Below are 22,598 nucleotides of genomic sequence, written 5' to 3' on the forward strand. Positions count from 1 at the left end.
TGTGATCCCACAACGTCCCTCGAAACCATACGGGGCCGGATTCCTTCGGGAGTGCCGGCCCCGGCCTTTCCGGCCCCGGCAGGCCGGTGCGGGGCTACAATCAGGGGCTGAGCCGTACCCCTTTCCCTGCCTGCTGGAGTACCCGATGTTCCCGCGTGACGTCCGCATCGAAACCTACGATCCCGAACTGGCCAAGGCCATCGCCGCTGAAACCCAGCGCCAGGAAGACCACGTCGAGCTGATCGCCAGCGAGAACTACACCAGCCCGGCCGTAATGGAAGCCCAGGGCAGCCAGCTGACCAACAAGTACGCCGAAGGCTATCCGGGCAAGCGCTACTACGGTGGCTGCGAATACGTGGACATCGCCGAGCAGCTGGCGATCGACCGCCTCAAGCAGCTGTTCGGCGCCGACTACGCCAACGTGCAGCCGCACAGCGGCTCGCAGGCCAACCAGGCCGTGTACTTCGCCCTGCTGCAGCCGGGTGACACCATCCTCGGCATGAGCCTGGCCCACGGCGGCCACCTCACCCACGGTGCCAAGGTCAATGCCTCGGGCAAGCTGTTCAACGCCGTGCAGTACGGCGTCAACGACCAGGGCCTGATCGATTACGACGAGGTCGAGCGCCTGGCCCTGGAGCACAAGCCGAAGATGGTCGTGGCCGGCTTCTCCGCCTACTCGCAGGTGATCGACTGGGCGCGCTTCCGCGCCATCGCCGACAAGGTCGGTGCCTACCTGTTCGTGGACATGGCCCATGTCGCGGGCCTGGTCGCCGCCGGCGTCTACCCGAGCCCGCTGGACCACGCCCACGTCGTCACCTCGACCACCCACAAGACCCTGCGCGGCCCGCGTGGCGGCATCATCATCGCCAAGGGCGCCGACGAAGACCTGGTCAAGAAGCTGCAGTCGATCGTGTTCCCGGGCATCCAGGGCGGTCCGCTGATGCACGTCATCGCCGGCAAGGCCGTGGCCTTCAAGGAAGCGCTGGAACCGGGCTTCAAGGCGTACCAGCAGCAGGTGGTGAAGAACGCCCAGGCGATGGCCAACACGCTGATCGCGCGCGGCTACAAGATCGTTTCCGGCGGCACCCAGAACCACCTGATGCTGGTCGACATGATCGGCAAGGACGTGTCCGGCAAGGATGCGGAAGCGGCGCTGGGCAAGGCTCACATCACCGTCAACAAGAACTCGGTGCCGAACGACCCGCGTTCTCCGTTCGTGACCTCGGGCCTGCGCCTGGGCACCCCGGCCGTGACCACCCGTGGCTACGTCGAGCAGGACTGCGTGGACCTGGCCAACTGGATCGCCGACGTGCTGGACGCGCCGAACGATGATGCCGTCATCGCCCGCGTGCGCGACGCGGTCAGCGCGCAGTGCCGCAAGTACCCGGTCTACGGCTGATCGGCGCAGGGGGTCGGATCCCTTCCCGCAGGGAAGGGCTCTGACCCCGTCACCAGGAATCCCGCGCATGGATGAGCGCCGCCTCAAGTATCTGTACGCCACCCTGGCGGTGGCATTCGGCCTGCCCAGCCTGGTGGTGGGCGGTGCCGCGGCGACGATGCTGCTGCTGACGGGGCTGGGCCAGTTCGGCCATGGCACGCTGGCCGCGGTGACGGTGATGCCGGTTTGGGGCGTCGCCGGCATTGCCGGCTGCCTGGCCTGGTTGTGGCTCAGCGCCGGGTATCTGCTGCAGGGGCGTGCCGGGCTGCAGGTGCATCGCCTCTGGTGGTGGCTGCTGCTGGCCGGCGGTCTTGCCGCCGTACCCCCGCTGGGGCTGGCGCTGTGGTGGAGCATCACCGTCCACGCCGAAGGCATCGCCCTGTTGCTGTTGGGCCCATCGATGCTGGTGCCGGCGGCGATGCTGGTGTGGATCAAGCGCCGCGCATGACGTGGCCCATGGAAGGACATCGAACGCATGGATGAGCGCCTGCACAAACGCGCGATGGCGATTGCCGGCCTGCTGGTAGGCCTGCCCACCGTGGCGGCAGGCGGCACGGGTGCCATGCTGGGGCTGATGGCCGTATGGGACGGCAAGTACCTGACGGGCGACGAGTACACGCTGTTGCTGCTGTGGTCGTCGGCCGGCATCATCGGCCTGCTGTCGTGGTTGTGGCTGAGCGGGCTGTTCCTGTGGCGCGGTGTTGCCGGCCTGCGCCAATCACCGGTTGTGGCCTGGGTCGGCTTGGCGTTGGGTGGCTTGGCCGCGTCGGGCGTGGTCGTCGCCACGCTGTACTCCACGATCAGCAATGGCGAGATCTCGACATTGGGCTTTCTCGGGTTTGGCCCGCCGCTGCTGGTGATGGCCGGGCACCTGGCCTGGCTGCGCTGGGCACGCGTGGCATCGCCGCCGCCCGCACCGGGTTGAGCCGGGCTCCCCAACTCGTCGGACACGCTGGGTGGCCAGAATGCAGGCGCTTCCGCGCAGGCAGCATTTGCTGCGGCGCCCTTTCTCAGGTACCTTTGCGACGCTGCCATGATGGTGGCAATTGCTCCCTGAGCCAGGCGTTCCATGCATTGCCCCTTCTGCCAACATGCCGATACCCGGGTCATCGACTCGCGCGTCTCTGAAGACGGCGCGACGATTCGCCGTCGGCGGGAATGCGAAGCCTGCGGCGAGCGCTTCAGTACCCTGGAAACGGTCGAGCTGAAGCTGCCGGCCATCGTCAAGAGCGATGGCACCCGTGAAGCGTTCGACCAGCGCAAGGTCCGCGCGGGGTTCGACCGCGCGCTGCAGAAGCGTGCGGTTCCCGAAGACAAGATCGAAGCGGCGGTACGTGCGGTGGTGCACCAGCTGCGCATCAGCGGCGAGCGCGAAGTGCCCTCGATCAAGGTAGGCGAGTTCGTCATGAACGAACTGCGCAAGCTCGACCACGTGGGCTATGTGCGCTTCGCTTCGGTCTACCGCAGCTTCGAGGACGTGGCCGATTTCCGCGAGGAGATCGAGAAGCTCGAGCGCGACCTGCCGTCCAGCACCGAACAGCTCCAGCTGCTGGGCGATGTGATCGCCCTGACCAAGAAGAAGAAGGGCTGACCGACACCGCTGTGGTGGCACGGAGGCGCCCATGATCTGGTGGGGGCCAACCTTGGTTGGCACGGAGGTGTCCATCCACGCATGGCGTGGATCTGCCGATGGCGTGCATCCACACCGGCGGCGTTACCATGGCCGCATGACACCTTCGTTCTCCGTCCTCGACCACCTGCACATGGCCAACGCGCTGCGTCTGGCCGAACGTGCCGCTTACACCACCCGCCCCAATCCGATGGTCGGCTGCGTGATCGCCCACGGCGAACGCGTGGTAGGGCAGGGCTGGCACCAGCGCGCAGGCGGCCCGCATGCCGAGGTGTTCGCGCTGCGCGAAGCCGGCAGCGAGGCCCGCGGTGCGACCGCTTACGTCACCCTGGAGCCCTGTGCCCACTACGGGCGCACGCCGCCGTGCGCACTGGCGCTGATTGAAGCGGGCGTGACGCGCGTGGTGGCGGCGATGCGCGATCCGTTCCCGAAGGTTGATGGCGGTGGCTTCGATCTGCTGCGCAATGCGGGTATCGAGGTTGCCGAAGGACTGATGGCGGCGCCGGCGCGCGAGCTCAACAAGGGCTTCCTGTCGCGCGTGGAGCGCAACCGCCCGTGGCTGCGGGTGAAGCTGGCCGCCAGCCTCGATGGCCGCACCGCGATGGCCGACGGCAGCTCCAAGTGGATCACCGGGCCGGCCGCGCGCGAGGACGTGCAGCACTGGCGCGCTCGCGCCGGTGCGATCCTGACTGGCGCCGATACCGTGCTGGCCGACGACCCGATGTTGACCGTGCGCCTGGCCGGTACCGAAGTGATGCCACCACTGCGCGTGGTGCTCGATTCGCGCCTGCGCTCGCTCGAATGCAGCCGTGTGCGCGAGGGCGGTGCGCCGACGCTGTACCTGCACGATGCGGCGGTCAGTGCGCCGGATGCGGCCGACGCCGAATTTGCCAGCGTGCCCTGCGTTGAAGGGCGGCTGGACCTGGGCGCGGTGCTGGCGCTGCTGGCCGAGCGCGGCATCAACGAGGTGCATACCGAAGCCGGCGCGACACTGGCCGGTGCGCTGCTGCGCGCTGGCTGGGTGGACGAACTGCTGCTGTATCAGGCGCCCACGCTGCTGGGCGACAACGGTCGTCCGCTGCTGGCCGGCCTGGGCATCGATGCCATGGACCAGCAGCGTCGCCTGCACGTGGTTGACCAGCGCCAGATCGGCGAGGACATCCGGCTGCTGTTGCGCCCGTGAGGCAATGGCGGGGCACTGGCCCCGTTCCGGCGCTGTCAGGTGCCCTCGTCCTCGTGGGCGGGGCACTGCTCTTTCCATTGCTGCTTCCACAGCACATGCAGGTCACGGCAGTAGGCACCGAGTGCTTCTCCCGTCAGCTGCGTTGACTTCCACCGCAGCCTGCGCCGGCTGATGCCCTGGTCGTACTCGTCCGGCAGTACCGACGGTGCGCACTGATCGTGGTACTGCAGGAACGCGCGGCAATCGTCGTTCTCGCTCAGTTGCGCGTCGATGTCGCGGTCGCGCAGCTGGGTCGACTCGAAGGCAACCGAAGGTTGCACGTAGAAGGTCCTGGGTCTGGACGCTTCGGCCTGCCAGCACGCCATTAGCGCGACAAGCAGGACCGTGGTCGAGGTTATGCGGTGCTTCATGCTGTTGCCCTCGTGGAAGAGGGCAACAGCATTGATCACGCAGTGTGCGCAAGACCATGCAACGGTTCTGAAAGTGCCGTTGATCCTGCTGCAGGCAACGGCGCTACGTCGTGCTTATGGGCACTCGTCGGTCCACATCATCTCGGCGATCGGGCGCAGTGCCTTGCACTCCTGCGTCATCTCATCGGCTGACTTGAGCTGTGCCTTGGCCTTCAGTTCCTCGGCCATCGCATCCACGCCGCTGATCTGGTCGGGTGCGACCTTCGCCACGCAGCTGCGGTGCTGCTGCAGCAGCAGGTCGCAGCCGGGTACGCCGGTCACCTTCGGTGCGCTGGCCGCCTGCACGTCCTGCATCCATTCCTCGAACGGTGCCAGCGCCCCGGTCACGCTGCCCACCAGATCATCGAAGTTGCCGCTGTACCAGTAGCCGTTGTCCTTGGCCGGGTACAGGGTGAAGGTGCCGCTGACCGGCACGCGCGCGCCACTCTGCAGCGCCTGGCTGTAAGCGTCGGTGAACTGCTTGCGCGAAGCCGGGCTGGCGTCGGCGGCAAGGCTGGCGGCGAAGAGCGGACGTACCTTGCCCAGGTCGGGCATTTGGCAGCTGAAGGTGATGCGCGCCAGCTTCTGGTCGTCCACGTACTCGTTGTCTTCAATCACGCTCTTGCTGGCGCGGCACTTCGAATCACGCAGGGCCTTGGCATACATCGCCTCGCTGGCGGCCGCGTCGGCCTTGGCGCCGGTGCTGGCAAGCACGACCTGCCACGGTTCGGCCAGCGCCTTGGCCAATGCGCCCGGGTTCGGGGTTACCGCGTCCTGGCCGTCGAAGGCGGGCTTCAGCGCATCGTTGAGGGTGCGGGTCGCGGCGGCGTCGTCTTCCAGCAGGACGCGGGCATACAGATCGAAGGCCTGTTCGGGCGTCAGCGTGGCCGGGGCGGCGCTGGCCAGCAGCGGGGCAGCCAGCAGGGCGCTGGCCAGCAGGGTACGCAGGGGAGTCTTCATGACGGTGTTTCCTGTTCCAGAGGCGCGCAAGCCTAGCGCATCGAGGTAACAAAGTGCGGCCACTGATTTCGGCTCTAGGCTTCCACGTTGTGCTGGCCCCAGCGGCCAATGAATGTATTGATCCGTTCCTCGACGGCGCTTTCGATGGTCTTCAGCCGAAGTATCGGGATGTCTACCTTAGCGAGGATCGAGTCTTTGAGCGCATCCCGTGACTTTTGATCGGGCCTGTCATGGAAGCCGCCGTCGACTTCGATGACACCGATGGGCTTCTTTCCTACCTTGAGGTAGACCACGAAGTCGCAGGTTGAGCGCTTCATGAAGCCACTCTCGCGCTCCGACCACACCGTACTGTCAGGGCTACAGATCTGGTTCAACCGGACTTGCGAGCGTGCCACCATACGTTGATGTGCTGGGGTAGATAGTGCCTGTCGAAGCAATTGGGCTACGATCTGCTCGGAACGGTAGCGTGAGTCGCTTGCGCGAAGCCGTTGATTCAGTCGGTCCAAGGACCGGTCATACTCGCCGTAAAGCAGATCGAACGCCGAGACCACCGGGGCGCGTATCAGGTGGTGTTGATGCGCATAGTAAGTAATATGGCGGATCAGCGCCGCGATGTGACCGTTGCCGTTTGCGAATACATCATCGCCGGTTACCAACGTGAAGCGCCGCTTGGCCCTTGACACGGCAACATTGACCATGCGTGGGTCATCTACGAATGCGAGCCGTTCTGGCTCCTGGTTGTATCGTTTCTTGTCCAGTACTGTGGAAAGAATTATTTCGTCGCACTCCCTGCCTTGAAACTTGTGAATCGTGTCCTTCGCGAAATCTGCGGGGAGCTTAGTTTCCGACAATGAAATCTGTGCACGGTATGGAGCGATGAAGCCCCGGCCTTCGGCATCAATGCCAACTGGATCGCCGTCGCCTTCGATGATTTCTTTAAGAGAATCCAGCTCGCGCAGGTTTGCGTTCTCACGTGCGTGGTTGCCCTTCGCTGTGACCACGAGCCGAAGTGGGGCGTCTCCTGAATCCTCGCCCATGGGAACAAGTGCGCCGTTGTAGAACTGCTGGTTGCAGAACTGGATAATTCTAGGATGGCAGCGGTAGTGTTCTTTCAACAGGGTTCGCGGGAGATCCTTCCCGAATACCGCGATGCAGGAATCCAACAGGCTGAAGCGCTCGCAATCATAGGCGTCGGAAGGTGCCGGTACTCCAATTTTTACCGGTATGTGTGCCAGCTGCCGACTGTCGCCGACTACGACAAGATTTCTCGCGCAGCCCAATGCAAGAATGCCAGGTACGATGTCCTGTAGGGACGCCTCGTCGATGATCATGTAGTCGAGGATCGCGCCAGGCGCGATCGAGTTGACGATCGAATGCGTGCCACTGCATATGATTGGAAAGTGCTGCACGAACGCGTCGAATTTTGTGCGGTAGTCCTGGGCGCCGAAGTTGGCCGAGGGTGGTGCATTTTGGTGAAGATGCTTTTTCAGATGATCCATCGAGGCGGCTCTCAATGAATTTAGTAAGGCATCAAAACTTGCGCTCTCCAGCCGCGCACGACAGGCGCGCAGCTCGGCCTGTTTTTCCAGTATTGCGGTTTCGTAGTAATGCATCTGCAATGAGAGGAAGGCCGACAGGCGATCATCCATTGACGCGAATGGAGCAGTGCGGAATATCCTGAAGCTCAGGATCAGGTCGACTCTATCTCTCAGGCGTATGCGCCGTTCCCCTAGATGGTTCAGGTAGGCCATCAAGTCCGTTGCTCTGCTTGGAGTCAGTTTGTACTTGTCCAGAGCCACGTCTGCCGGTAGTCTGCTGCTCTCCTGCCATTGCTTCAGGTAACGCTGCTCCACGACAAGCTCATCCAGATCGGCCTGCAATCTTGCACTTTCGTTCTTGTCGTGAAGGTGTTGTTTCACACGCTCCAGCAAGGCGTGGACTTCCCGAAGGGGCAGGGAGTTGGGCGGTTCCGATGTGGGCCTCGCGGGGAGTGCGTTGAAGAAGTCTTTCCTGTTGTCCCGATTGCCAAGTTTCGCAACCAGATGGCCGAGTCCGCTCTTCTCCAGCTTGGTATAGACGTTTTCTACGGCTGAGTTCGTGTTGGAGACCACTGCGGCATTCTGGCCTCGTAGCAGTAAGTTGGCCAGAATGTTGAGAATGGTCTGGGTCTTTCCGGTTCCTGGCGGGCCTTCAATCACGCTTATCTGAGCACGAAACGCATTCTCAACCGCTGCGAGCTGGCTTTCGTTCACTCCGAAGGGATAGATCAGGCCTTGATCAACGCGCTGAACGCTGTTGCGTGCCGTGCAGTATGCGTGTAATGCCGTTTCAGGGCTGCTGGAAAGCGCCTCCAGCTGCCGCACGATGTTTGCATCAATTCCGGCCTTGGATTCGGAGCGCTCCCGGCGCCTATTGGCGACTGCAGAGAAGTAGCGGAAGACTGCTTCTTCCTTCAATGACGTCGGTGTTGCGAGTACAAGTCCATCCATCTTGTAAACATAGGGTTTTTCTCGACCCGGATAGTGCACGACAGCGTAGCTCTCACCATAGATGACGGCCTTGGCGATGGACTTGACCATCGTGCTTCTCTTCTTCCTCAACAGCGTCTGGCCCAGAGTTCTGCTGGGAGATATCACGCAATCGTTGAGCGGATACGAGGCCGTCTTCCTTCCGTGGTAGGTGCACTTCAGCTGCAGTCCATGCTGGCTGTCGTGCCGGATCGACCACTGCTGGATGTCTGCGGTCCTGTCCACGCCGTGTATATGGATAGAGGCCATACGTTCCTTGAATGCCTTGCGAACGACTGCGGATCGACCTTTTGTCGATAGCTCCATGTCGCTTTGTTTCGCGCCTGTCATTCATGGTGCCACGTTTTTCGCCAGAACTTTGCTCCAGGATTGGCACGCTGTTTCGATTGTCTTCTCAGAAGAGATGGTACTTGTGGTGGATTTTTGCGCGGCGGTTGTGTGTGGGCAAAAAAAACGGGCCCCTTGCGGGGCCCGTTCGATCGCACGACGAGGAGCGACCGTTGGATCAGAAGCTGGCGCGGACGCCGGCCGAGTACTGGGTGACGTCGCGGTAGCCGGAGATCTCGCCCACCAGGCCCCAGGTCTTGGTGAAGTTGATCTGGCCGCCAACAGTGCCGACCCAGGTGCCCTTGTAGTTGTTGCCGCCATCCATGTAGCCGGCCTTGACCCAGGCTTCGGTCATGCGCGACGGCTTGCCGCGGATGCCCATGGTGACGCGGCCCAGATTGGTGTGGTCCTTGCCGTGGTAACGCACACCGTCATAACGCAGGGTCGATTCGGCGTTCTGGCGCACCCAGGCGGCATCGGCGGTGAAGTCCAGGCGGTCGGTCCACGGCATGTGGTAGCCGATACCCAGCTCCGGCTGGTTCAGTTCCAGCTTCAGCGAATCTTCGCCGTAGTGGCGGGTCTTGCTGGTGCGCGACCAGCCACCGAACACGTAGACCTGCTCGGCCAGCGCGACCGAACCGCGCAGGTAGCCACCGTCGACCTTCGGGTCGTCCAGCAGGTTGTCGTCAACCTGGACCTGGGTCCAGCCGCCTTCAACGTAGGTGTAGCTCAGGGCCTCGGCCGAAGCCGAGAACGGGGCGGCGGCCAGCAGGGCGGCCACGATCAGGATCTTGCGCATGGAAATTCCTGTGAGTTTCAGTCCATTGGCGGGCCTGCCCTCGCGGCTGCCCGTGGCGACCTCATGTCGTCCGCTGCGGATTTTAATGAAAGTTTTACAAAATGCGAGAGACGGCCGTCACAGGCTGGCCAGACGTGGTCGGGGTCAGAGCCCTTTCCTGCGGAAAGGGATCCGACCCCGGGAATCCCACCCGTTCAGGCCGGGCTGGTACACTGACCAGACCGGTTCGCCGGTACACAAACGTCTTCAGGGCGGGGTGCAATTCCCCACCGGCGGTAGGTGCGCAAGCACGAGCCCGCGAGCGCCCCGGCCCACGGCCGGGGGTCAGCAGATCCGGTCCAATGCCGGAGCCGACGGTCATAGTCCGGATGAAAGAAGACGGTGCCACAGGGCTCTTGCCCTGCGTGCACCTGTTTGCCTTGCGGCGTTTTTCGCTCACTTTTCGCGGAGAACGTTACTTGTTTACTGGAATCATCGAAGGCGTCGGCCGTCTGGCCGCACGTGAATCCATCGGCGGCGATGTCCGCTTCACCTTCAATGTCGGGAATCTGCCGTTCGACAACGTGCAGATGGGCGAGAGCATTGCCATCAACGGCGTCTGCCTCACTGTCATCGCATTCGACGCCCGCAGCTTCCAGGCTGATGCGTCCACCGAGACTCTGGGCCTGACCACGCTGGGCCAGCTGGGCGAGGGTGCGGTCATCAACCTGGAGCGCGCCATGCGCCCGACCGACCGCCTCGGCGGCCATCTGGTCAGCGGCCACGTCGACGGCCTCGGCCAGGTGTTGTCCATCCACGAAGATGCACGTGCCCAGCGCTGGCGCTTCGCCGCGCCGGCCTCGCTGCGCCGCTACATCGCCAGGAAGGGTTCGATCTGCGTGGACGGCGTCAGCCTCACCGTCAACGAAGTGGACGATGAAGGCTTTGAAGTCGCCCTCATTCCGCACACCGTGGCCAACACCGCCTTCTCCGCCACCGGCGTGGGCAGTGCAGTCAATCTGGAAATCGATCTGGTCGCCCGTTATGTGGAGCGCCTGATCAGTGTGCCGACCAACGGTCAGCACCCACACGGAGATGCCGCATGAATTTCGCCCCGATTCCGGAAATCCTGGAAGACATCCGCCAGGGCCGCATGGTGGTCATCGTCGATGACGAAGACCGCGAGAACGAAGGCGACCTGATCATGGCCGCCGAACTGGTCAAGCCGTCGGACATCAACTTCATGGTCACCCACGGCCGTGGCCTGGTGTGCCTGCCGCTGACCCGCACCCGCGCCGCCGACCTCGGCCTGGCGCCGATGGTGCAGGCCAATACCGCGCAGTTCCAGACCAACTTCACGGTCAGCATCGAGGCCGCCGAGGGCGTTACCACCGGCATCTCGGCCCACGACCGCGCCCACACCATCCGCACCGCGGTGAAGCCCAACGCCAAGCCGTCGGACCTGCACCAGCCGGGCCACATCTTCCCGCTGATCGCCCAGCCGGGCGGCGTGCTGACCCGCGCCGGCCACACCGAAGCCGGCGTCGACCTGGCCATGCTGGCTGGGCTGGAACCGGCCGGCGTGCTGGTGGAAATCCTGAACCCGGATGGCAGCATGGCGCGCCGCCCGGAGCTGGAAGTGTTCGCGCGCGAGCACGGCCTGAAGATGGGCTCCATCGCCGACCTGATCGCCTACCGCCTGGCCACCGAAAAGACTGTTGAACGCGTGGACGAGCGCGACATCGACACCGAATTCGGCCCGTTCAAGCTGGTGACCTACCGCGACCGCATCGCCCACGACCTGCATTTCGCGCTGGTCCGGGGTGCCCCGGATGCGGAGACCCCGACTTTGGTGCGCGTGCAGGTGGAAAACCCGCTGGCCGACCTGCTGCATTGGCGCCGTGACGACTTCGGCGTGGCCGCCACCGACGCCCTGCGGGCGATCGATGCCGAGGGCGCTGGCGTGATGGTGGTGCTGTCGGCCCCGCGCGATGGCGAAGCCCTGCTGGCCCGCCTGCGCCAGCAGCCGGTGCCGGTGGTGCCGGGCAAGGATAAGGACGTGGGCCAGTGGCGCCGCAACGGTGCCGGCGCACAGATCCTGTCCGACCTGGGCCTGGGCAAGCTGCGCGTACTGGGCACCCCGCGCCGCCAGATCGGCTTGGCCGGGTACGGCCTGGAAGTGGTGGAGACGGTGACCCTGTAATGAGTAGTGCCGGCCGCTGGTCGGCAACCGCATCCCCGGGATTGCCGGCCAGCGGCCGGCACTACCGGTGGGGGCCGACCCTTGGTCGGCACACCCTGCAGGCCCCCGCCAGCCACGGCCGGGGCCCATCCACGCTAGAATTACCCCCTTATCGAGTCCCCCAAGCCGCATATGAGCCACTACGAAGGCGATCTTCGCACTCCCGAGTCGGCGCGCTTCGCCATCCTGGCCAGCCGCTGGAACGCCCGCATCACCGACGCGCTGGTCGCAGGCGCCCGCCTGAGTCTGGCCGGCAACGGCATCACCGAAGCCAACATCGACGTGATCCGCGTGCCGGGTGCCTGGGAACTGCCGCTGGTGGCTGCACGCCTGGCCGCCGCGCATGAACACGCCGCCATCCTCACCCTGGGCTGCGTGATCCGTGGCGACACCCGCCACTACGAACACGTGGCCGACCGCTGTGCCGAAGGCCTGATGCGCGTGCAGCTGGATTTCGGCGTGCCGGTGCTGAACGGCGTGCTGGCGGTGGAACGCGTTGAAGACGCCGAGGCCCGCGCAGGCGGCAGCCACGGCAACAAGGGCGAGGAAGTCGCACTCGCCGCATTGGAAATGGTCAATCTTCTGGAGCAGCTGCCATGAACAAGAACACCCAGGGCAAGCCCTCCGGTAAACCCGTCCGCCGCGATGGCGTGGATCCCGTGCTGCGCTCGCGTGCGCGCCGTCGTGCTGTGCAGGCCATCTACGCCTGGCAGATTTCCGGCGGCAACGCGCAGTCGCTGATCGCCCAGTTCGCCCACGAGCAGGCCCGCGAAATCGCCGACCTGGCCTACTTCGAGGCGCTGGTGCACGGCGTGCTCGACAACCGTCGCGACATCGACGAAGCGCTCGGCCCGTACCTGGACCGTGGCATCGAGGAAGTGGACGCGATCGAACGCGCCGTGCTGCGCTTGGCCGCCTACGAACTGCGCTACCGCTTGGACGTGCCGTACCGCGTGGTGATCAACGAGGCCATCGAATCGGCCAAGCGCTTCGGTTCCGAACATGGCCATACCTACGTCAACGGCGTGCTGGATCGTGCCGCCGTGGAATGGCGCAAGGTCGAATCGGGTCACTGACCCACCTGTGGTAGTGCCGGCCGCTGGCCGGCAGCTGCAGGGATCCTGAGGTTGCCGGCCAGCGGCCGGCACTACCGCCCACCGCGCCCTGCGCGGCACGTACAACAGCGGGAACGCTCCATGTCCCTCGCCGAATTCGCCCTCATCGACCGCATCCGCGCCCGCACCCTCGAGCGCGACGACATCCTGCTCGGCATCGGTGACGACGCCGCGCTGCTGCAGCCGCGTGCCAACGAGCAACTGGTGGTCACCGCCGATACGCTCAACAGCGGCGTGCACTTCCCGGTGGAAACCCCGGCCTTCGACATCGGCTGGAAGACCCTGGCCGTCAACCTGTCAGACCTCGCCGCGATGGGCGCGCGCCCGGCGTGGTGCACGCTGGCGCTGTCGCTGCCGGAAGCGTCTGAAGACTGGATCGAGGCTTTTGCCGATGGCTTCTTCGCTCTGGCCGACCAGCACGACATCGCGCTGATCGGTGGTGACACCACGCGCGGCCCGCTCTCGCTGTCGGTCACCGCGATGGGCCAAGTCGGGCGCGGCCAGGCCCTGCGGCGCGACCGCGCGCAGCTGGGTGATGACATCTGGGTGAGCGGCACGCTGGGCGACGCCGCCGGCGCGCTGCGCCTGTGGCAGCAGGGTGCACTGAGCATCGCCACCGCCACGTTGCTGGCCGACTACGAAAGCCTGCGCCTGCGCCTGCTGCGGCCGACGCCGCGCGTCACCCTCGGCCTGCGCCTGCGGGCCTTCGCGCACGCGGCGGTGGATGTATCCGACGGCCTGCTGGCCGACCTCGGTCATATCGCCACGCGCAGCAACGTGGCCGCGCATGTGGATGCCGATTCGCTGCCGATCTCGCACGCACTGCGTGAACTGCTCGGTCGTGAGGCCGCACGCGACTGCGCACTGCGCGGGGGCGACGACTACGAGCTGTGCTTCACCGCCGCCGCCGACCAGCGCGACGCGCTGCACTACCTGGCCGAATCGCTGGACGTGCCGCTCACCCGCATCGGCCGTATTGCCGAAGGGCAGGGCGTACACGTGGACGGCGAAGCCGCCGACGGCGGCTACCAGCACTTCGCGTAGCAGCAGCGGTACTGCCCTGCTGGGTCAACGTTCGGGGTGGGCTCAGATCCCTTTGCGCCGCAAAGGGATCTGACCCCAAGTGAAGCACATCGATGTTGCTCTGGTAGGTGCCAACCTTGGTTGGCACAGAGGTGTCAGCAGCCGGTGGCAACGCCGAGCCGACCAAGGTCGACACCTACCAACGCGGGCTGGTTACACGTGTGGAACCGGCGCACCGAAGCGGTTGCCACCCGGCGTGCCGGGCAGCAGCAGAAACACCAGCAGCACCAGGCTGACGAACGGCACGAACCCCAGCAACAACCACCAGCCCGAACGATCGGTATCGTGCAGGCGGCGGATGGTGGCCGCGATGGACGGCAACACGAATGCCAGCCACATCACTACGCCCAGGCCGGTGACGACCAGCGCCGGGCCCTGCGAACCGCTGTAGCCGGCATAGAAGCTCAGCAGATACAGCGGGATCGAAATGATCATGATGAACAACTGGAACCACCAGAATTCGCTGAGGCTTGCGCGGCCAGTGAACTGCGCATAGCGGGTGAGCGGAACCATCATCTTGTGCATCGAAACACTCCCTGAAAAGAAGTGCGCACCATTGGTGCTCCTGTGATGACGAGCCATCGGAATCGTTGCAATTGCGCGCAGCGTGCAACTGAACTGAGCGCTCACCCGCACTTCTCTTCGTCGGATGCTCACGCCGCCCGCAGCTGCACATCCACGTACTCGGCCAGCCCACGGCAGGCCAGCAGCAGCCCTTCGCGCGCGCCATCGCCCATCTGCTGGTCGATATCCCCATCCACGCGTACGCGTTCGGTGGCGTGCAGCAGTTCCAGCAGGAAACTCAGCCCCGCATTGGCACGATCAATACGCGTCAGGGCCAGGCGTTGCCCGGGCGTGCGGTTGTTGCCGGGCCATGGTTGGCCATCGGCGGCGTCGCCCTGGCGGATGTGCTGCAGGCAGGCCTGCAGGGTAATGGCCCCGGCACTGTTACCGCTCTGCAGCGCGACGAAGGTGTCTTCCAGCGTGCGGGCCAGGTCATCGGGCAGGCGCGTGGCGGCCTCGCCCAGGGTGGCGAACAGGTGCGGGTAGGGGGAATCGGTCATGGCGGCGTCCTTGTGCAAGCAGTAAGGGGCCACCCTGCTTAACAGCGAGGGTGGCGGACGGTGCGTGGTTCCAATACCGGAGGTCGATGTAGAAGCGCCGGCGGGCACGAGGCCCCCACGCACCGCCCGCCATGTAAGCGCGGACAGAATGCCTGCCGACGCCACCCAACAAGGAAAGAGCGGCGCCGGCAGGCAAGCGTAACCAACACATCAACCTAACGGGATTGGAAGCCCGTGCCACCCGTTGTCGGTGGCGCTAGATGATTTGCATGCAGTGCCACGTATGCCAATGAGAAAGATTGGAAATTCGAAAACGTTGCAGACGTGCGGCGCGCCGTCAGTGTGGTGATTACGACATTCCCGCAGGGGCGAACTGGGACCGGAGCTGAACCATGTCCCGCCCTGTCGCGATCGTCCATTGAATGACTGCGCAAACGGTGGCGATGCTGCCGGATCGCTCGCTGCCGGTCACCCGCATGTCTGCTCCCGAACGTTCCCACAACGTTGCCATCGATGGCCTGCGCGCATTGGCGGTGCTGGCCGTCGTCCTCTTCCACACCAATGCGACGTGGCTGCCCGGCGGCTTCACCGGGGTGGACCTGTTCTTCGTGGTGTCCGGCTTCGTGATCAGCCAGTCGCTGGCCTCGCGCACGCCTGCGTCGCTGGGCGCGATGCTGCTCGACTTCTACCGGCGCCGCGTGCTGCGCCTGTTGCCGGCGCTGCTGGTCATGCTGGTGGCCACTTTCATACTGTCTGCGCTGTTCATTCCCCGTGCGTGGCGCAATGAACAGTTCGACCAGACCGGCTGGGCCGCGCTGGTCGGCTTCAGCAACATCGTGCTGGCTGGCCAGCAGGACGATTACTTCTCACCCGGCGCCGAACTCAACCCGTTCCTGCACACGTGGACGCTGGGCGTGGAGGAGCAGTTCTACCTGGTCTTCCCGCTGCTGTTCTTCGTCTGGCTGCGCGGGCGTGAGCGCTGGCCGTGGTCGCGTTGGCTGTTGCCGGGGCTCACCGTGCTGTCGCTGGCGTGGGCGGGCTGGCAGGCGCAGACGGCACCAGCGGCAGCGTTCTATCTGCTGCCGGCGCGGTTCTGGGAGCTGGCTGCGGGCGCGCTGCTGTACCAGTGGATGCGTACTCGTACGCCGGGCCAGAACGGTGGTGCGGTTGCAGCGGCCGGCCTGACGCTGCTGGCCGCAGGCGTGGTGATCGCCCCGCAGCTGGCGATGCCGGTGCCGGGTGTGCTGGCCACCGTGGCCGGTACCCTGCTGCTGTTGGCAAGCGTGTCGGCGCCGGGGACATCGCGCCTCGCCCGCGCGCTGGGCTGCGCACCGCTGGCCTACCTGGGCCGGTTGTCCTATTCGCTGTACCTGTGGCATTGGCCGCTGCTGGTGCTGCTGCGCTGGACCTACGGCCTGCACGGTGCCGCGCTGTGGCTGTACCCGGTGTTGCTGCTGGCGGTATCAGCTGCGTCGTATCACTTCATCGAGCGTCCGCTGCGCAGTGCGGCGCCGCTGCTGCGCCTGGCACCGGCCAAGGTGCTGGCGATGGCGTTGCCGGTGGTGGCGCTGTGTGGTGCGGGTGCCTGGGCCACCGTGGAGTACCACGAGCAGGTCTCGCTGAGCGTTACCCGTGACGGCTATGCATGGCAGGCGCGTCGCTACCCCGCGTGGCGCCCATTAGAGCCGGTGAGTGCGCCGGCGCTTGAAGGACGGCGCCTGTTCGTGTCCGGCGATTCGCACGCGGCGGCGTATCGCACCATGACCAGCATGGTCGCGCGCCAGACCGGCATGGAGGTGCGCCAGCAGGATCGCGGCGGCTGCAGCTTCGTCAATCTGCTGCGGGCCAGTCCAGCCGATTGCCAGGAGTTCATTGAGCACACGCTGTCGACCATCGAGCGCGAGGCACGCCCGGGTGACATCGTGCTGCTGGCGGCCTTGCGCATGCCGGAGCTGCGCGGATTCGACTGGCGGCGGCAGGATGCACAGGAAATCTATCGTCAACTGCTGGCCGAGCGCACGCCCGCGCATGCACAAGCTGCACGCGATGAAGCCGATCGAGTGCTGGGGCGTTTGCAGAAGCTGGGTGTGCACGTGGTTGTGGATGCGCCGCTGCCGTTGTTCAAGGCCGGTGCGTACCGCTGTTCGGACTGGTTCAACCGCCGCAACCCGGCCTGTGCCGGTGGCCTGAGCATGCCGCGCGCCGACCTGGAAAGGCTGCGCGCGCCGCAGATGGCGTTGCTGTCCGAACTGGCGGTGCGCTATCCATCGCTGACGGTGTGGGATCCGCTGCCGCTGCTGTGCGGGCCAACGACCTGTTCGGCGGTGAAAGACGGGGAGCCGCTGTTCTTCGACAACGATCACCTGAGCGGGCATGGCAACCGCGTGCTGTTGCCCAGCTTCCGGCAGACCCTGATCGATATTGCAGGCGACACGCCGGTGTAGAGCCGAGCCCACGCTCGGCTTGCGCGCGGTGCGGGCTTCATCGCGATGTGGCCGAAGCGGGGCCGAGCATGGCTCGGCTCCACAGGAGTGTGAGGGTGAACGACACGTGGTTGTAGAGCCGAGCCCACGCTCGGCTCGCGCGCGCAGCGCGGGCTTCATCGCGATCTGGTCGAAGAGCCGCCGAGCATGGGCTCGGCTCTACAGGAGTGCGAAGGAATGTGCGCGGTCTATGCCGGCGGCAGCACCTTGCCCGGGTTGAGGATGCCGTCCGGGTCCAGTGCGGCCTTGATCGCGCGCATCGCCGTCAGCGTTTCCGGGGTGAAAGCCTGTGCCATGAAATCGCGCTTGGCCAGGCCAATGCCATGTTCGCCGGACAATGTGCCACCCAATGCCAGGGTCAGCTCGAAGATCTTTGGCAACGCGGCATGCGCGCGCGTGTTTTCGTCGGCATCCTCCGGGTGGTAGAGGATGTTGACGTGCAGGTTGCCGTTGCCGGCATGGCCGAAGGTGACGATGGTGAGTCTGTAGTCACGCGCCAGTGCCTGCACGCCGGCTACCAGCTCCGGAATGCGCGACACCGGGACCACAACGTCTTCATTGATCTTGCCCGGCGCAACGCTGCGCAGCGCGGGCGACAGCGCCTTGCGTGCGGCCCACAGCTGGTCGCGCGCGCGGCCCTCCATCGCCACGTCCAGCTCGATCATGCCGTCGCCTTCGGCGGCACTGGCCAGTGCCTGCAGCAGATAAGGCAGGGTGTCGTGGTCACCATCGGCCTCGACCAGCAGCATCGCGCCTGCCTCCGGCACATCGGCACCATTCAGCCGCAGCAGCTCCAGGCTGCGCGCGTCCATGAATTCCAGGCGGGTGGGTACCACCGGCTGCGACATCAACCGCGACACGCCGGCCGCAGCAGCATCGGCATCGCGGTACAGCACGCGCAGGCCGGCCTGGCTGACCGGCAGCGGGGTCAGTTTCAGCGTGGCTTCCACGATCAGTGCCAGCGTGCCTTCGCTGCCCACCAGCAGATGGGTGAGGTCGTAGCCGGTGGCGTCCTTGGTGTAGGCACCACCGCAGCGGATCACCTCACCGGTGCCGGTCACCGCCACCAGGCCCAGTACGTTGTCGCGGCTGGTGCCGTACTTTACCGCGCGCGGGCCGCCCGCATTGCAGGCCAGGTTGCCGCCGATGCTGCAGATCTCGGCGCTGGACGGGTCCGGCGCCCAGAACAGGCCGTGCGACGCCAGCGCCTGCTGCAGCGTGCCGTTCAACACGCCCGGCTGCACGACCGCGCAGCGATCACCGGCGCGGATCTCGACGATGCGGTCCATGCGGGTGAACGAGAGTACGATGCTGCCCGGCTGCGGGACCGCGGCACCGGTGGTACCGGTGCCGGCACCGCGCGCGACCAGCGCCACGCCATGCGCGCGGCATGCACGCACCAGCGCCTGCACCTGCTCGATGTCCGCCGGAAACGCCACTGCGGCCGGCCGCTGATGGCGCCATGAGTTGTCCTGCGCATTCGCCTCCAGCGCGCCGTCATCCATGCGCCAGCCCTCCGTGCCCAGCAGGGTGGACAGTTCGGCAACCAGGGCAGCAGGCAGGGCAGGACTCATGACGGATCTCGTGAGGCAGCAGGAGCGGGTTGGATCAGTTTCCAGGCGACAACGGCGCCGGCCAGTGGCAGCCACACCCAGCGCAGTTCGGAGAGCAGGGTAGCCACGCCGCGTGCGCTGAAGAACTGTGGCGCGAACGGTGACACGCGGATGGGGCGCCACGGCGCGAAGAAGCGCTGTTCGCTCCACGGCCAGGCCAGCGCGACGCCCAGACCACCGGAGGTCATCGCATCGAGCAGCGGATGGCTGGCGGCGCAGGCGAAGACGAATACAGCGGCTTGTACGGTAGATGCCAACCTTGGTTGGCACACATCCGCCGACCAAGGTCGGCGACTACCCAAGAACGCCAACGCCGCGGCCAATGCTGCCAGCACGCCGGCAAACAGCAGTGAGTGGCTGGCGCCGCGATGGCCGAAGGCATCGGCATAGGGAATGTGCAGGGCGAAGGCCAGTACATCGGCATCGGGCAGCATGGCGGCGATCACGCCGGCGGCCAGCAGGCGCGGCGGGATGCGGCCACGATCAGCGGCGCACCACAGCGCCAGCGGCACAGCGGCATGGGTGATGATCGACGGCATCAGTCACGCACCATGGTCGTACCGGCCGCGGGCCGGCTGCAGGTCCGACGGGTAGTGCCGGCCGCTGGCCGGCAAAGAGTAGCCATCAGCAGTCATCCAATCGGAACGCATCCCGCAGCCAATGCAGCTGCGGCGGTTCGCCGGTGGCTTCGACCACATCGAAACGGCAGGGCGCATTGGCCAGCGCCGGGTGGTCCTGCAGGTACAGCTGCGCGGCGTGGGCCAGGCGCCGGCATTTGCGCGCATCGACCGAAGCGGCGCCACCGCCGAAATCCGATCGCGCGCGGTAGCGCACTTCCACGAACACCACGGTGCCGGCATCGTCCATCACCAGGTCCAGTTCACCGCCGCGATAGCGCACGTTGCGCGCACGCGGCTGCAGTCCCGCCTGTTGCAGATGCTGCTCGGCGGCGGCTTCCACCGCCGAGCCACGTTGGCTGCGCTCAGCGACCACCGACGATCGGCATCGGCCGGCCGCCATTGAAGGTCGACCAGGCCGGCTGGCGCAGGATGTTGCCGTTGCTGTCCAGGAACAGGGTGCCGGTGGCACCGTCCAGGCCGCCTTCGTTGGACAGCTTGTCCAGGTAGGCGGTGATCTTCCAGGCGTCGGCACCGAAGGCGAACAGGCGGCCGGCCGCACCGCGTGCGCTCGGCAGGGTGCTGGCCACCTGGCTGGCCGACGGCAGGCCGGACACACTGCGCACGTTCCAGGCTTCGTTCGGATAGACGATGCCGTCCAGCGCCACGTCTTCTTCCACCTTGCCGCTGCCAACGGTCAGCTGCGAGGTGCCAACGCGGGTCGCGCCGCCTGCACCGGCCAGCGCCAGCTGCGGCGCCAGCAGGCGCGCCTGCGGCGCACGCACGGCGAGGAATACGGCATCGACCTGGCCGGCGTTGCGCACCTGCGCGCCGACATCGCCGACGGCATCGGTGACGCCGATCGTGGCCACCACCTGGCCACCGCGCTGCGCAAAGCGCTGGGCGAAGGCGGCGGCGGCACGGCGGCCGGTGTCATCGGCGCTGTTGATCACCAGCGCCTTGCCGCGCTCGCGGCCACGCAGGTACTCGGCGGCGACGATGCCGTCGTCTTCCGGTGCCAGCGAGAAGCCGGCACTGCCGGCCGGCGGTGCGTCCTTGCCGCGGTTCAGGGCCAGCACCGGCACCTGCAGCTGCTGCCGGCCGTACACGGCGTCCACTTCGTCGCGGCCCAGCGGACCGACCACGAAGTCGGCACCGGAGGCGACGGCCTTGTCATAGGCGGCCAGGGCACCGGCCGGGGTGCCGGCGGTGTCGAAGAAGTTGATGTCCGGGCGGCGGCGGCTTTCACCGTAATAAGCGCTCAACAGGCCATCGCGCACCGGCTGTGCGGCGGTGGCCAGGCGGCCGCTGAGCGGCAGCAGCACGGCCAGCTTGGCCGGCGGGCGGTAACCGTCGCTCATCGCCGGCGGGCGCTTGCTGGTGTCGAACTGGGCCGCGCCATCGCGGTCGAACGGGCGCGGCAGCGGCAGGCCGCGCGCGATCAGTGCACGGCCGGCGAAGTTGTAGAGCGGGTCGTTGGCCGGCAGGGCGGCGGCACGGCTGCGCAGGGTGGCGTCGTCGAGGGTGCCGAGCAGGCCGGCAATGGCGGCCTGGTTCTCGCTGCGCGCGCTGCCGGTCAGGCTGGAATGGGCGCGGGCGCGCTCGGTGGCGGCGCCGAAGGCATCGCCGGTGCCCTGCAGGGCACTGGCGCGGGCCAGGTACCAGCGCGTGCGCAGGGCCGGCAGCACGTTGTCGCCGTGGTCCTTCAGCAGGGCCAGTGCCTGCGCCGGCTGCTTGTCGGCCAAGGCGAGCTCGGCACCGGTCAGCTGGTAGCGCTGCAGGCTGGCGCCGGACAGCTGGCGTGCGGTGAGCTGGCCGAGCAGGCTGCGCGCGCGGGCACTGTCGCCGGCCAGGTGCCAGGCCCAAGCGGCATCGGCCAGGGCGTTGCTGCGGGCGCCGCCGCGCAGCGTGGCGGCCAGGCCTTCCAGCTGCAGTGCGGCGTCGCGCGGCTTGCCCTGTTCGATCAGCGCCAGCGCCTGGCTCTGGGCCGGCGAATCGGGGGTGCTGGTCAGGCTGGTGGTGGCACAACCGGCCAGCAGCATCAGCGACAACGACAGGGCGGAGATCCGTGCGGCGGGCTTGTTCATGATCGGGTCCATGCGATGAGGGCAGCGGCCTTGGCCGGGTACACGCTACGATTCTACCCTTGCCCCGTGAGTACCGCTGAAATGAGTGTGCCAACCCTGTACGTCGTCGCCACCCCGATCGGCAACCTGGCCGATCTGAGCCCGCGCGCGCAGGAGGTGCTGCGTTCGGTGGCGGCCATCTGTGCCGAGGACACCCGCCGCAGCGGCCAGCTGCTGTCCCATTTCGGCATCCAGCAACCGCTGGTGGCCCTGCACGAACACAATGAAGAGGCCTTGGCGCAGCGCCTGGTTTCGCGATTGCAGGCCGGCGAGTCGCTGGCGCTGGTCAGCGATGCCGGTACCCCGCTGGTCAGTGACCCCGGTTTCCGCCTGGTGCGTGCCGCGCGCGCGGCGGGCATCAAGGTCAGCCCGGTGCCCGGCGCCTGCGCCGCCATTGCCGCGCTGAGCGTGGCCGGCCTGCCCAGCGACCGTTTCAGCTTCGAGGGTTTCCTGCCGGCCAAGGCCAGCGGTCGCCGCGACCGCCTGCAGGCGCTGGCCGGCGAAGTGCGCACGATGGTGTTCTACGAATCCTCGCACCGCATCGCCGAGTCGCTGGCCGACATGGCGGCGATCTTCGGCGGCGAGCGCCCGGCGGTGCTGGCCCGCGAGCTGACCAAGCTGTTCGAGACCGTCCTTGATGGTGACCTGGCCGGCCTGCTGGCCAGGGTCGAGGCCGACGAGAACCAGCGCAAGGGCGAGTTCGTGGTGATGGTGCAGGGGGCGGGTGACGATGAGGAAGCGCAGCTGGCACACGGCCGCCGCGTCTACGCGAAGCTGAGCGAGCACCTGCCGCCGTCGACCGCCGCCAAGCTGGCTGCGGAACTGACCGGTGCGCCGCGCAAGGCGCTGTACGGTAGTTGATGGATCGTGCGGACCAAGGTCCGCACCCACCAGATCGGAATCCGCACCCACCAAGGCAGCGGCATCGCTAGAGCCACGCCACGCGTGGATGGATGAACCGG

The 22,598-nt window shown here is 66.3% G+C and carries 22 protein-coding genes and 1 riboswitch; of the genes, 12 read left to right on the forward strand and 10 right to left on the reverse strand.

Annotated elements, in window-relative coordinates; translation table 11 throughout:
* Positions 1-145 precede the first annotated feature (145 nt).
* The 5 genes from glyA to ribD all read left to right on the forward strand — a co-directional run bounded on the left by glyA (position 146) and on the right by ribD (position 4,251).
* Positions 146-1,399, forward strand: coding sequence for a serine hydroxymethyltransferase (glyA, locus tag A7X97_RS09380; protein ID WP_057494411.1), 1,254 nt, complete (start codon positions 146-148; stop codon positions 1,397-1,399).
* Positions 1,400-1,466: 67 nt separating this feature from the next.
* On the forward strand, positions 1,467-1,886 hold the full coding sequence (locus tag A7X97_RS09385) for a hypothetical protein (protein WP_111007849.1): 420 nt from the start codon (positions 1,467-1,469) through the stop codon (positions 1,884-1,886).
* Between the two features lie 27 nt (positions 1,887-1,913).
* The gene (locus A7X97_RS09390) at positions 1,914-2,363 is read left to right on the forward strand and encodes a hypothetical protein (RefSeq protein WP_088496290.1); all 450 of its coding nucleotides are present in this window, start codon (positions 1,914-1,916) and stop codon (positions 2,361-2,363) included.
* 144 nt (positions 2,364-2,507) lie between these two features.
* Complete coding sequence (gene nrdR / locus A7X97_RS09395) at positions 2,508-3,029, forward strand: transcriptional regulator NrdR (RefSeq protein WP_005415256.1); 522 nt, start codon at positions 2,508-2,510, stop codon at positions 3,027-3,029.
* A 136-nt stretch (positions 3,030-3,165) separates the two neighbouring features.
* Complete coding sequence (gene ribD / locus A7X97_RS09400; RefSeq protein WP_072167921.1) at positions 3,166-4,251, forward strand: bifunctional diaminohydroxyphosphoribosylaminopyrimidine deaminase/5-amino-6-(5-phosphoribosylamino)uracil reductase RibD; 1,086 nt, start codon at positions 3,166-3,168, stop codon at positions 4,249-4,251.
* A gap of 35 nt (positions 4,252-4,286) precedes the next feature.
* On the opposite strand, the gene A7X97_RS09405 is transcribed toward ribD, so the two are convergent.
* The 4 genes from A7X97_RS09405 to A7X97_RS09420 all read right to left on the reverse strand — a co-directional run bounded on the left by A7X97_RS09405 (position 4,287) and on the right by A7X97_RS09420 (position 9,314).
* Complete coding sequence (locus tag A7X97_RS09405) at positions 4,287-4,661, reverse strand: hypothetical protein (protein ID WP_072167922.1); 375 nt, start codon at positions 4,659-4,661, stop codon at positions 4,287-4,289.
* A gap of 114 nt (positions 4,662-4,775) precedes the next feature.
* Positions 4,776-5,660 carry a hypothetical protein gene (locus tag A7X97_RS09410; protein WP_111007850.1) on the reverse strand — a complete coding sequence of 295 codons (885 nt, stop codon included), beginning with the start codon at positions 5,658-5,660 and terminating at the stop codon, positions 4,776-4,778.
* A gap of 74 nt (positions 5,661-5,734) precedes the next feature.
* Positions 5,735-8,239: an AAA domain-containing protein gene (locus A7X97_RS09415; RefSeq protein ID WP_245884973.1), complete on the reverse strand. Its 2,505-nt coding sequence runs from the start codon at positions 8,237-8,239 to the stop codon at positions 5,735-5,737.
* Positions 8,240-8,693: 454 nt separating this feature from the next.
* A complete protein-coding gene (locus A7X97_RS09420; RefSeq protein ID WP_072167834.1) occupies positions 8,694-9,314 on the reverse strand; it encodes a hypothetical protein in 621 nt (206 codons plus the stop codon).
* 238 nt (positions 9,315-9,552) lie between these two features.
* Positions 9,553-9,698, forward strand: a riboswitch (FMN riboswitch).
* 74 nt (positions 9,699-9,772) lie between these two features.
* On the opposite strand from A7X97_RS09420, the gene A7X97_RS09425 reads away from it, so the two are divergent.
* The 5 genes from A7X97_RS09425 to thiL all read left to right on the forward strand — a co-directional run bounded on the left by A7X97_RS09425 (position 9,773) and on the right by thiL (position 13,694).
* Complete coding sequence (locus A7X97_RS09425) at positions 9,773-10,399, forward strand: riboflavin synthase (RefSeq protein ID WP_065178777.1); 627 nt, start codon at positions 9,773-9,775, stop codon at positions 10,397-10,399.
* Positions 10,396-11,496 (forward strand): 3,4-dihydroxy-2-butanone-4-phosphate synthase, encoded by a 1,101-nt coding sequence (ribB, locus tag A7X97_RS09430; RefSeq protein ID WP_088496293.1) that lies wholly within the window; start codon positions 10,396-10,398, stop codon positions 11,494-11,496. The genes A7X97_RS09425 and ribB overlap by 4 nt, the downstream gene beginning before the upstream one ends.
* Positions 11,497-11,667: 171 nt before the next feature.
* Positions 11,668-12,135, forward strand: coding sequence for a 6,7-dimethyl-8-ribityllumazine synthase (ribH, locus tag A7X97_RS09435; protein ID WP_005415267.1), 468 nt, complete (start codon positions 11,668-11,670; stop codon positions 12,133-12,135).
* Positions 12,132-12,611, forward strand: coding sequence for a transcription antitermination factor NusB (gene nusB / locus A7X97_RS09440; protein ID WP_005415268.1), 480 nt, complete (start codon positions 12,132-12,134; stop codon positions 12,609-12,611). Before ribH ends, nusB begins: the two co-directional genes overlap by 4 nt.
* A gap of 120 nt (positions 12,612-12,731) precedes the next feature.
* Complete coding sequence (gene thiL / locus A7X97_RS09445; protein ID WP_088497843.1) at positions 12,732-13,694, forward strand: thiamine-phosphate kinase; 963 nt, start codon at positions 12,732-12,734, stop codon at positions 13,692-13,694.
* A 192-nt stretch (positions 13,695-13,886) separates the two neighbouring features.
* Here the strand turns inward: thiL and A7X97_RS09450 are convergent, their stop codons facing one another.
* Positions 13,887-14,258: a DUF805 domain-containing protein gene (locus A7X97_RS09450; RefSeq protein WP_111007852.1), complete on the reverse strand. Its 372-nt coding sequence runs from the start codon at positions 14,256-14,258 to the stop codon at positions 13,887-13,889.
* 128 nt (positions 14,259-14,386) lie between these two features.
* Entirely contained in the window at positions 14,387-14,797 is a 411-nt protein-coding gene (locus A7X97_RS09455) for a hypothetical protein (protein WP_088497845.1), read from the reverse strand.
* Positions 14,798-15,219: 422 nt separating this feature from the next.
* Between A7X97_RS09455 and A7X97_RS09460 the strand changes: the two genes are divergently transcribed.
* Positions 15,220-17,241 carry an acyltransferase family protein gene (locus A7X97_RS09460; protein WP_111007853.1) on the forward strand — a complete coding sequence of 674 codons (2,022 nt, stop codon included), beginning with the start codon at positions 15,220-15,222 and terminating at the stop codon, positions 17,239-17,241.
* A 227-nt stretch (positions 17,242-17,468) separates the two neighbouring features.
* Here the strand turns inward: A7X97_RS09460 and A7X97_RS09465 are convergent, their stop codons facing one another.
* The 4 genes from A7X97_RS09465 to A7X97_RS09480 form a co-directional block, all read right to left on the reverse strand.
* Positions 17,469-18,854: an FAD-binding oxidoreductase gene (locus tag A7X97_RS09465; RefSeq protein ID WP_072167842.1), complete on the reverse strand. Its 1,386-nt coding sequence runs from the start codon at positions 18,852-18,854 to the stop codon at positions 17,469-17,471.
* A complete protein-coding gene (locus tag A7X97_RS09470; protein WP_072167843.1) occupies positions 18,851-19,432 on the reverse strand; it encodes a metal-dependent hydrolase in 582 nt (193 codons plus the stop codon). Before A7X97_RS09470 ends, A7X97_RS09465 begins: the two co-directional genes overlap by 4 nt.
* Before the next feature lie 85 nt (positions 19,433-19,517).
* Positions 19,518-19,886 (reverse strand): YraN family protein, encoded by a 369-nt coding sequence (locus A7X97_RS09475; RefSeq protein WP_049439300.1) that lies wholly within the window; start codon positions 19,884-19,886, stop codon positions 19,518-19,520.
* Positions 19,876-21,597 carry a penicillin-binding protein activator gene (locus tag A7X97_RS09480; RefSeq protein WP_088497867.1) on the reverse strand — a complete coding sequence of 574 codons (1,722 nt, stop codon included), beginning with the start codon at positions 21,595-21,597 and terminating at the stop codon, positions 19,876-19,878. The genes A7X97_RS09475 and A7X97_RS09480 overlap by 11 nt, the downstream gene beginning before the upstream one ends.
* 81 nt (positions 21,598-21,678) lie before the next feature.
* Between A7X97_RS09480 and rsmI the strand changes: the two genes are divergently transcribed.
* Positions 21,679-22,497, forward strand: a complete 819-nt coding sequence (rsmI, locus tag A7X97_RS09485; protein WP_061478399.1) for a 16S rRNA (cytidine(1402)-2'-O)-methyltransferase — start codon at positions 21,679-21,681, stop codon at positions 22,495-22,497.
* Positions 22,498-22,598: the final 101 nt, after the last annotated feature.

Origin of the sequence: Stenotrophomonas sepilia (genome assembly GCF_003244875.1) — a bacterium.
Classification (GTDB): domain Bacteria; phylum Pseudomonadota; class Gammaproteobacteria; order Xanthomonadales; family Xanthomonadaceae; genus Stenotrophomonas; species Stenotrophomonas sepilia.

Excerpts from the sequence above, each read along its gene's own strand:
- A7X97_RS09410 (WP_111007850.1), bottom strand. The coding sequence starts at position 5,660 with ATGAAGACTCCCCTGCGTACCCTGCTGGCCAGCGCCCTGCTGGCTGCC.
- thiL (WP_088497843.1), top strand. The coding sequence starts at position 12,732 with ATGTCCCTCGCCGAATTCGCCCTCATCGACCGCATCCGCGCCCGCACC.
- A7X97_RS09420 (WP_072167834.1), bottom strand. The coding sequence starts at position 9,314 with ATGCGCAAGATCCTGATCGTGGCCGCCCTGCTGGCCGCCGCCCCGTTC.
- A7X97_RS09385 (WP_111007849.1), top strand. The coding sequence starts at position 1,467 with ATGGATGAGCGCCGCCTCAAGTATCTGTACGCCACCCTGGCGGTGGCA.
- nrdR (WP_005415256.1), top strand. The coding sequence starts at position 2,508 with ATGCATTGCCCCTTCTGCCAACATGCCGATACCCGGGTCATCGACTCG.
- A7X97_RS09460 (WP_111007853.1), top strand. The coding sequence starts at position 15,220 with ATGACTGCGCAAACGGTGGCGATGCTGCCGGATCGCTCGCTGCCGGTC.
- A7X97_RS09470 (WP_072167843.1), bottom strand. The coding sequence starts at position 19,432 with ATGCCGTCGATCATCACCCATGCCGCTGTGCCGCTGGCGCTGTGGTGC.
- A7X97_RS09465 (WP_072167842.1), bottom strand. The coding sequence starts at position 18,854 with ATGAGTCCTGCCCTGCCTGCTGCCCTGGTTGCCGAACTGTCCACCCTG.
- ribB (WP_088496293.1), top strand. The coding sequence starts at position 10,396 with ATGAATTTCGCCCCGATTCCGGAAATCCTGGAAGACATCCGCCAGGGC.
- A7X97_RS09415 (WP_245884973.1), bottom strand. The coding sequence starts at position 8,239 with ATGGTCAAGTCCATCGCCAAGGCCGTCATCTATGGTGAGAGCTACGCT.
- ribD (WP_072167921.1), top strand. The coding sequence starts at position 3,166 with ATGACACCTTCGTTCTCCGTCCTCGACCACCTGCACATGGCCAACGCG.
- A7X97_RS09405 (WP_072167922.1), bottom strand. The coding sequence starts at position 4,661 with ATGAAGCACCGCATAACCTCGACCACGGTCCTGCTTGTCGCGCTAATG.
- A7X97_RS09390 (WP_088496290.1), top strand. The coding sequence starts at position 1,914 with ATGGATGAGCGCCTGCACAAACGCGCGATGGCGATTGCCGGCCTGCTG.
- A7X97_RS09480 (WP_088497867.1), bottom strand. The coding sequence starts at position 21,597 with ATGAACAAGCCCGCCGCACGGATCTCCGCCCTGTCGTTGTCGCTGATG.
- ribH (WP_005415267.1), top strand. The coding sequence starts at position 11,668 with ATGAGCCACTACGAAGGCGATCTTCGCACTCCCGAGTCGGCGCGCTTC.
- A7X97_RS09450 (WP_111007852.1), bottom strand. The coding sequence starts at position 14,258 with ATGCACAAGATGATGGTTCCGCTCACCCGCTATGCGCAGTTCACTGGC.
- nusB (WP_005415268.1), top strand. The coding sequence starts at position 12,132 with ATGAACAAGAACACCCAGGGCAAGCCCTCCGGTAAACCCGTCCGCCGC.
- rsmI (WP_061478399.1), top strand. The coding sequence starts at position 21,679 with ATGAGTGTGCCAACCCTGTACGTCGTCGCCACCCCGATCGGCAACCTG.
- A7X97_RS09455 (WP_088497845.1), bottom strand. The coding sequence starts at position 14,797 with ATGACCGATTCCCCCTACCCGCACCTGTTCGCCACCCTGGGCGAGGCC.
- glyA (WP_057494411.1), top strand. The coding sequence starts at position 146 with ATGTTCCCGCGTGACGTCCGCATCGAAACCTACGATCCCGAACTGGCC.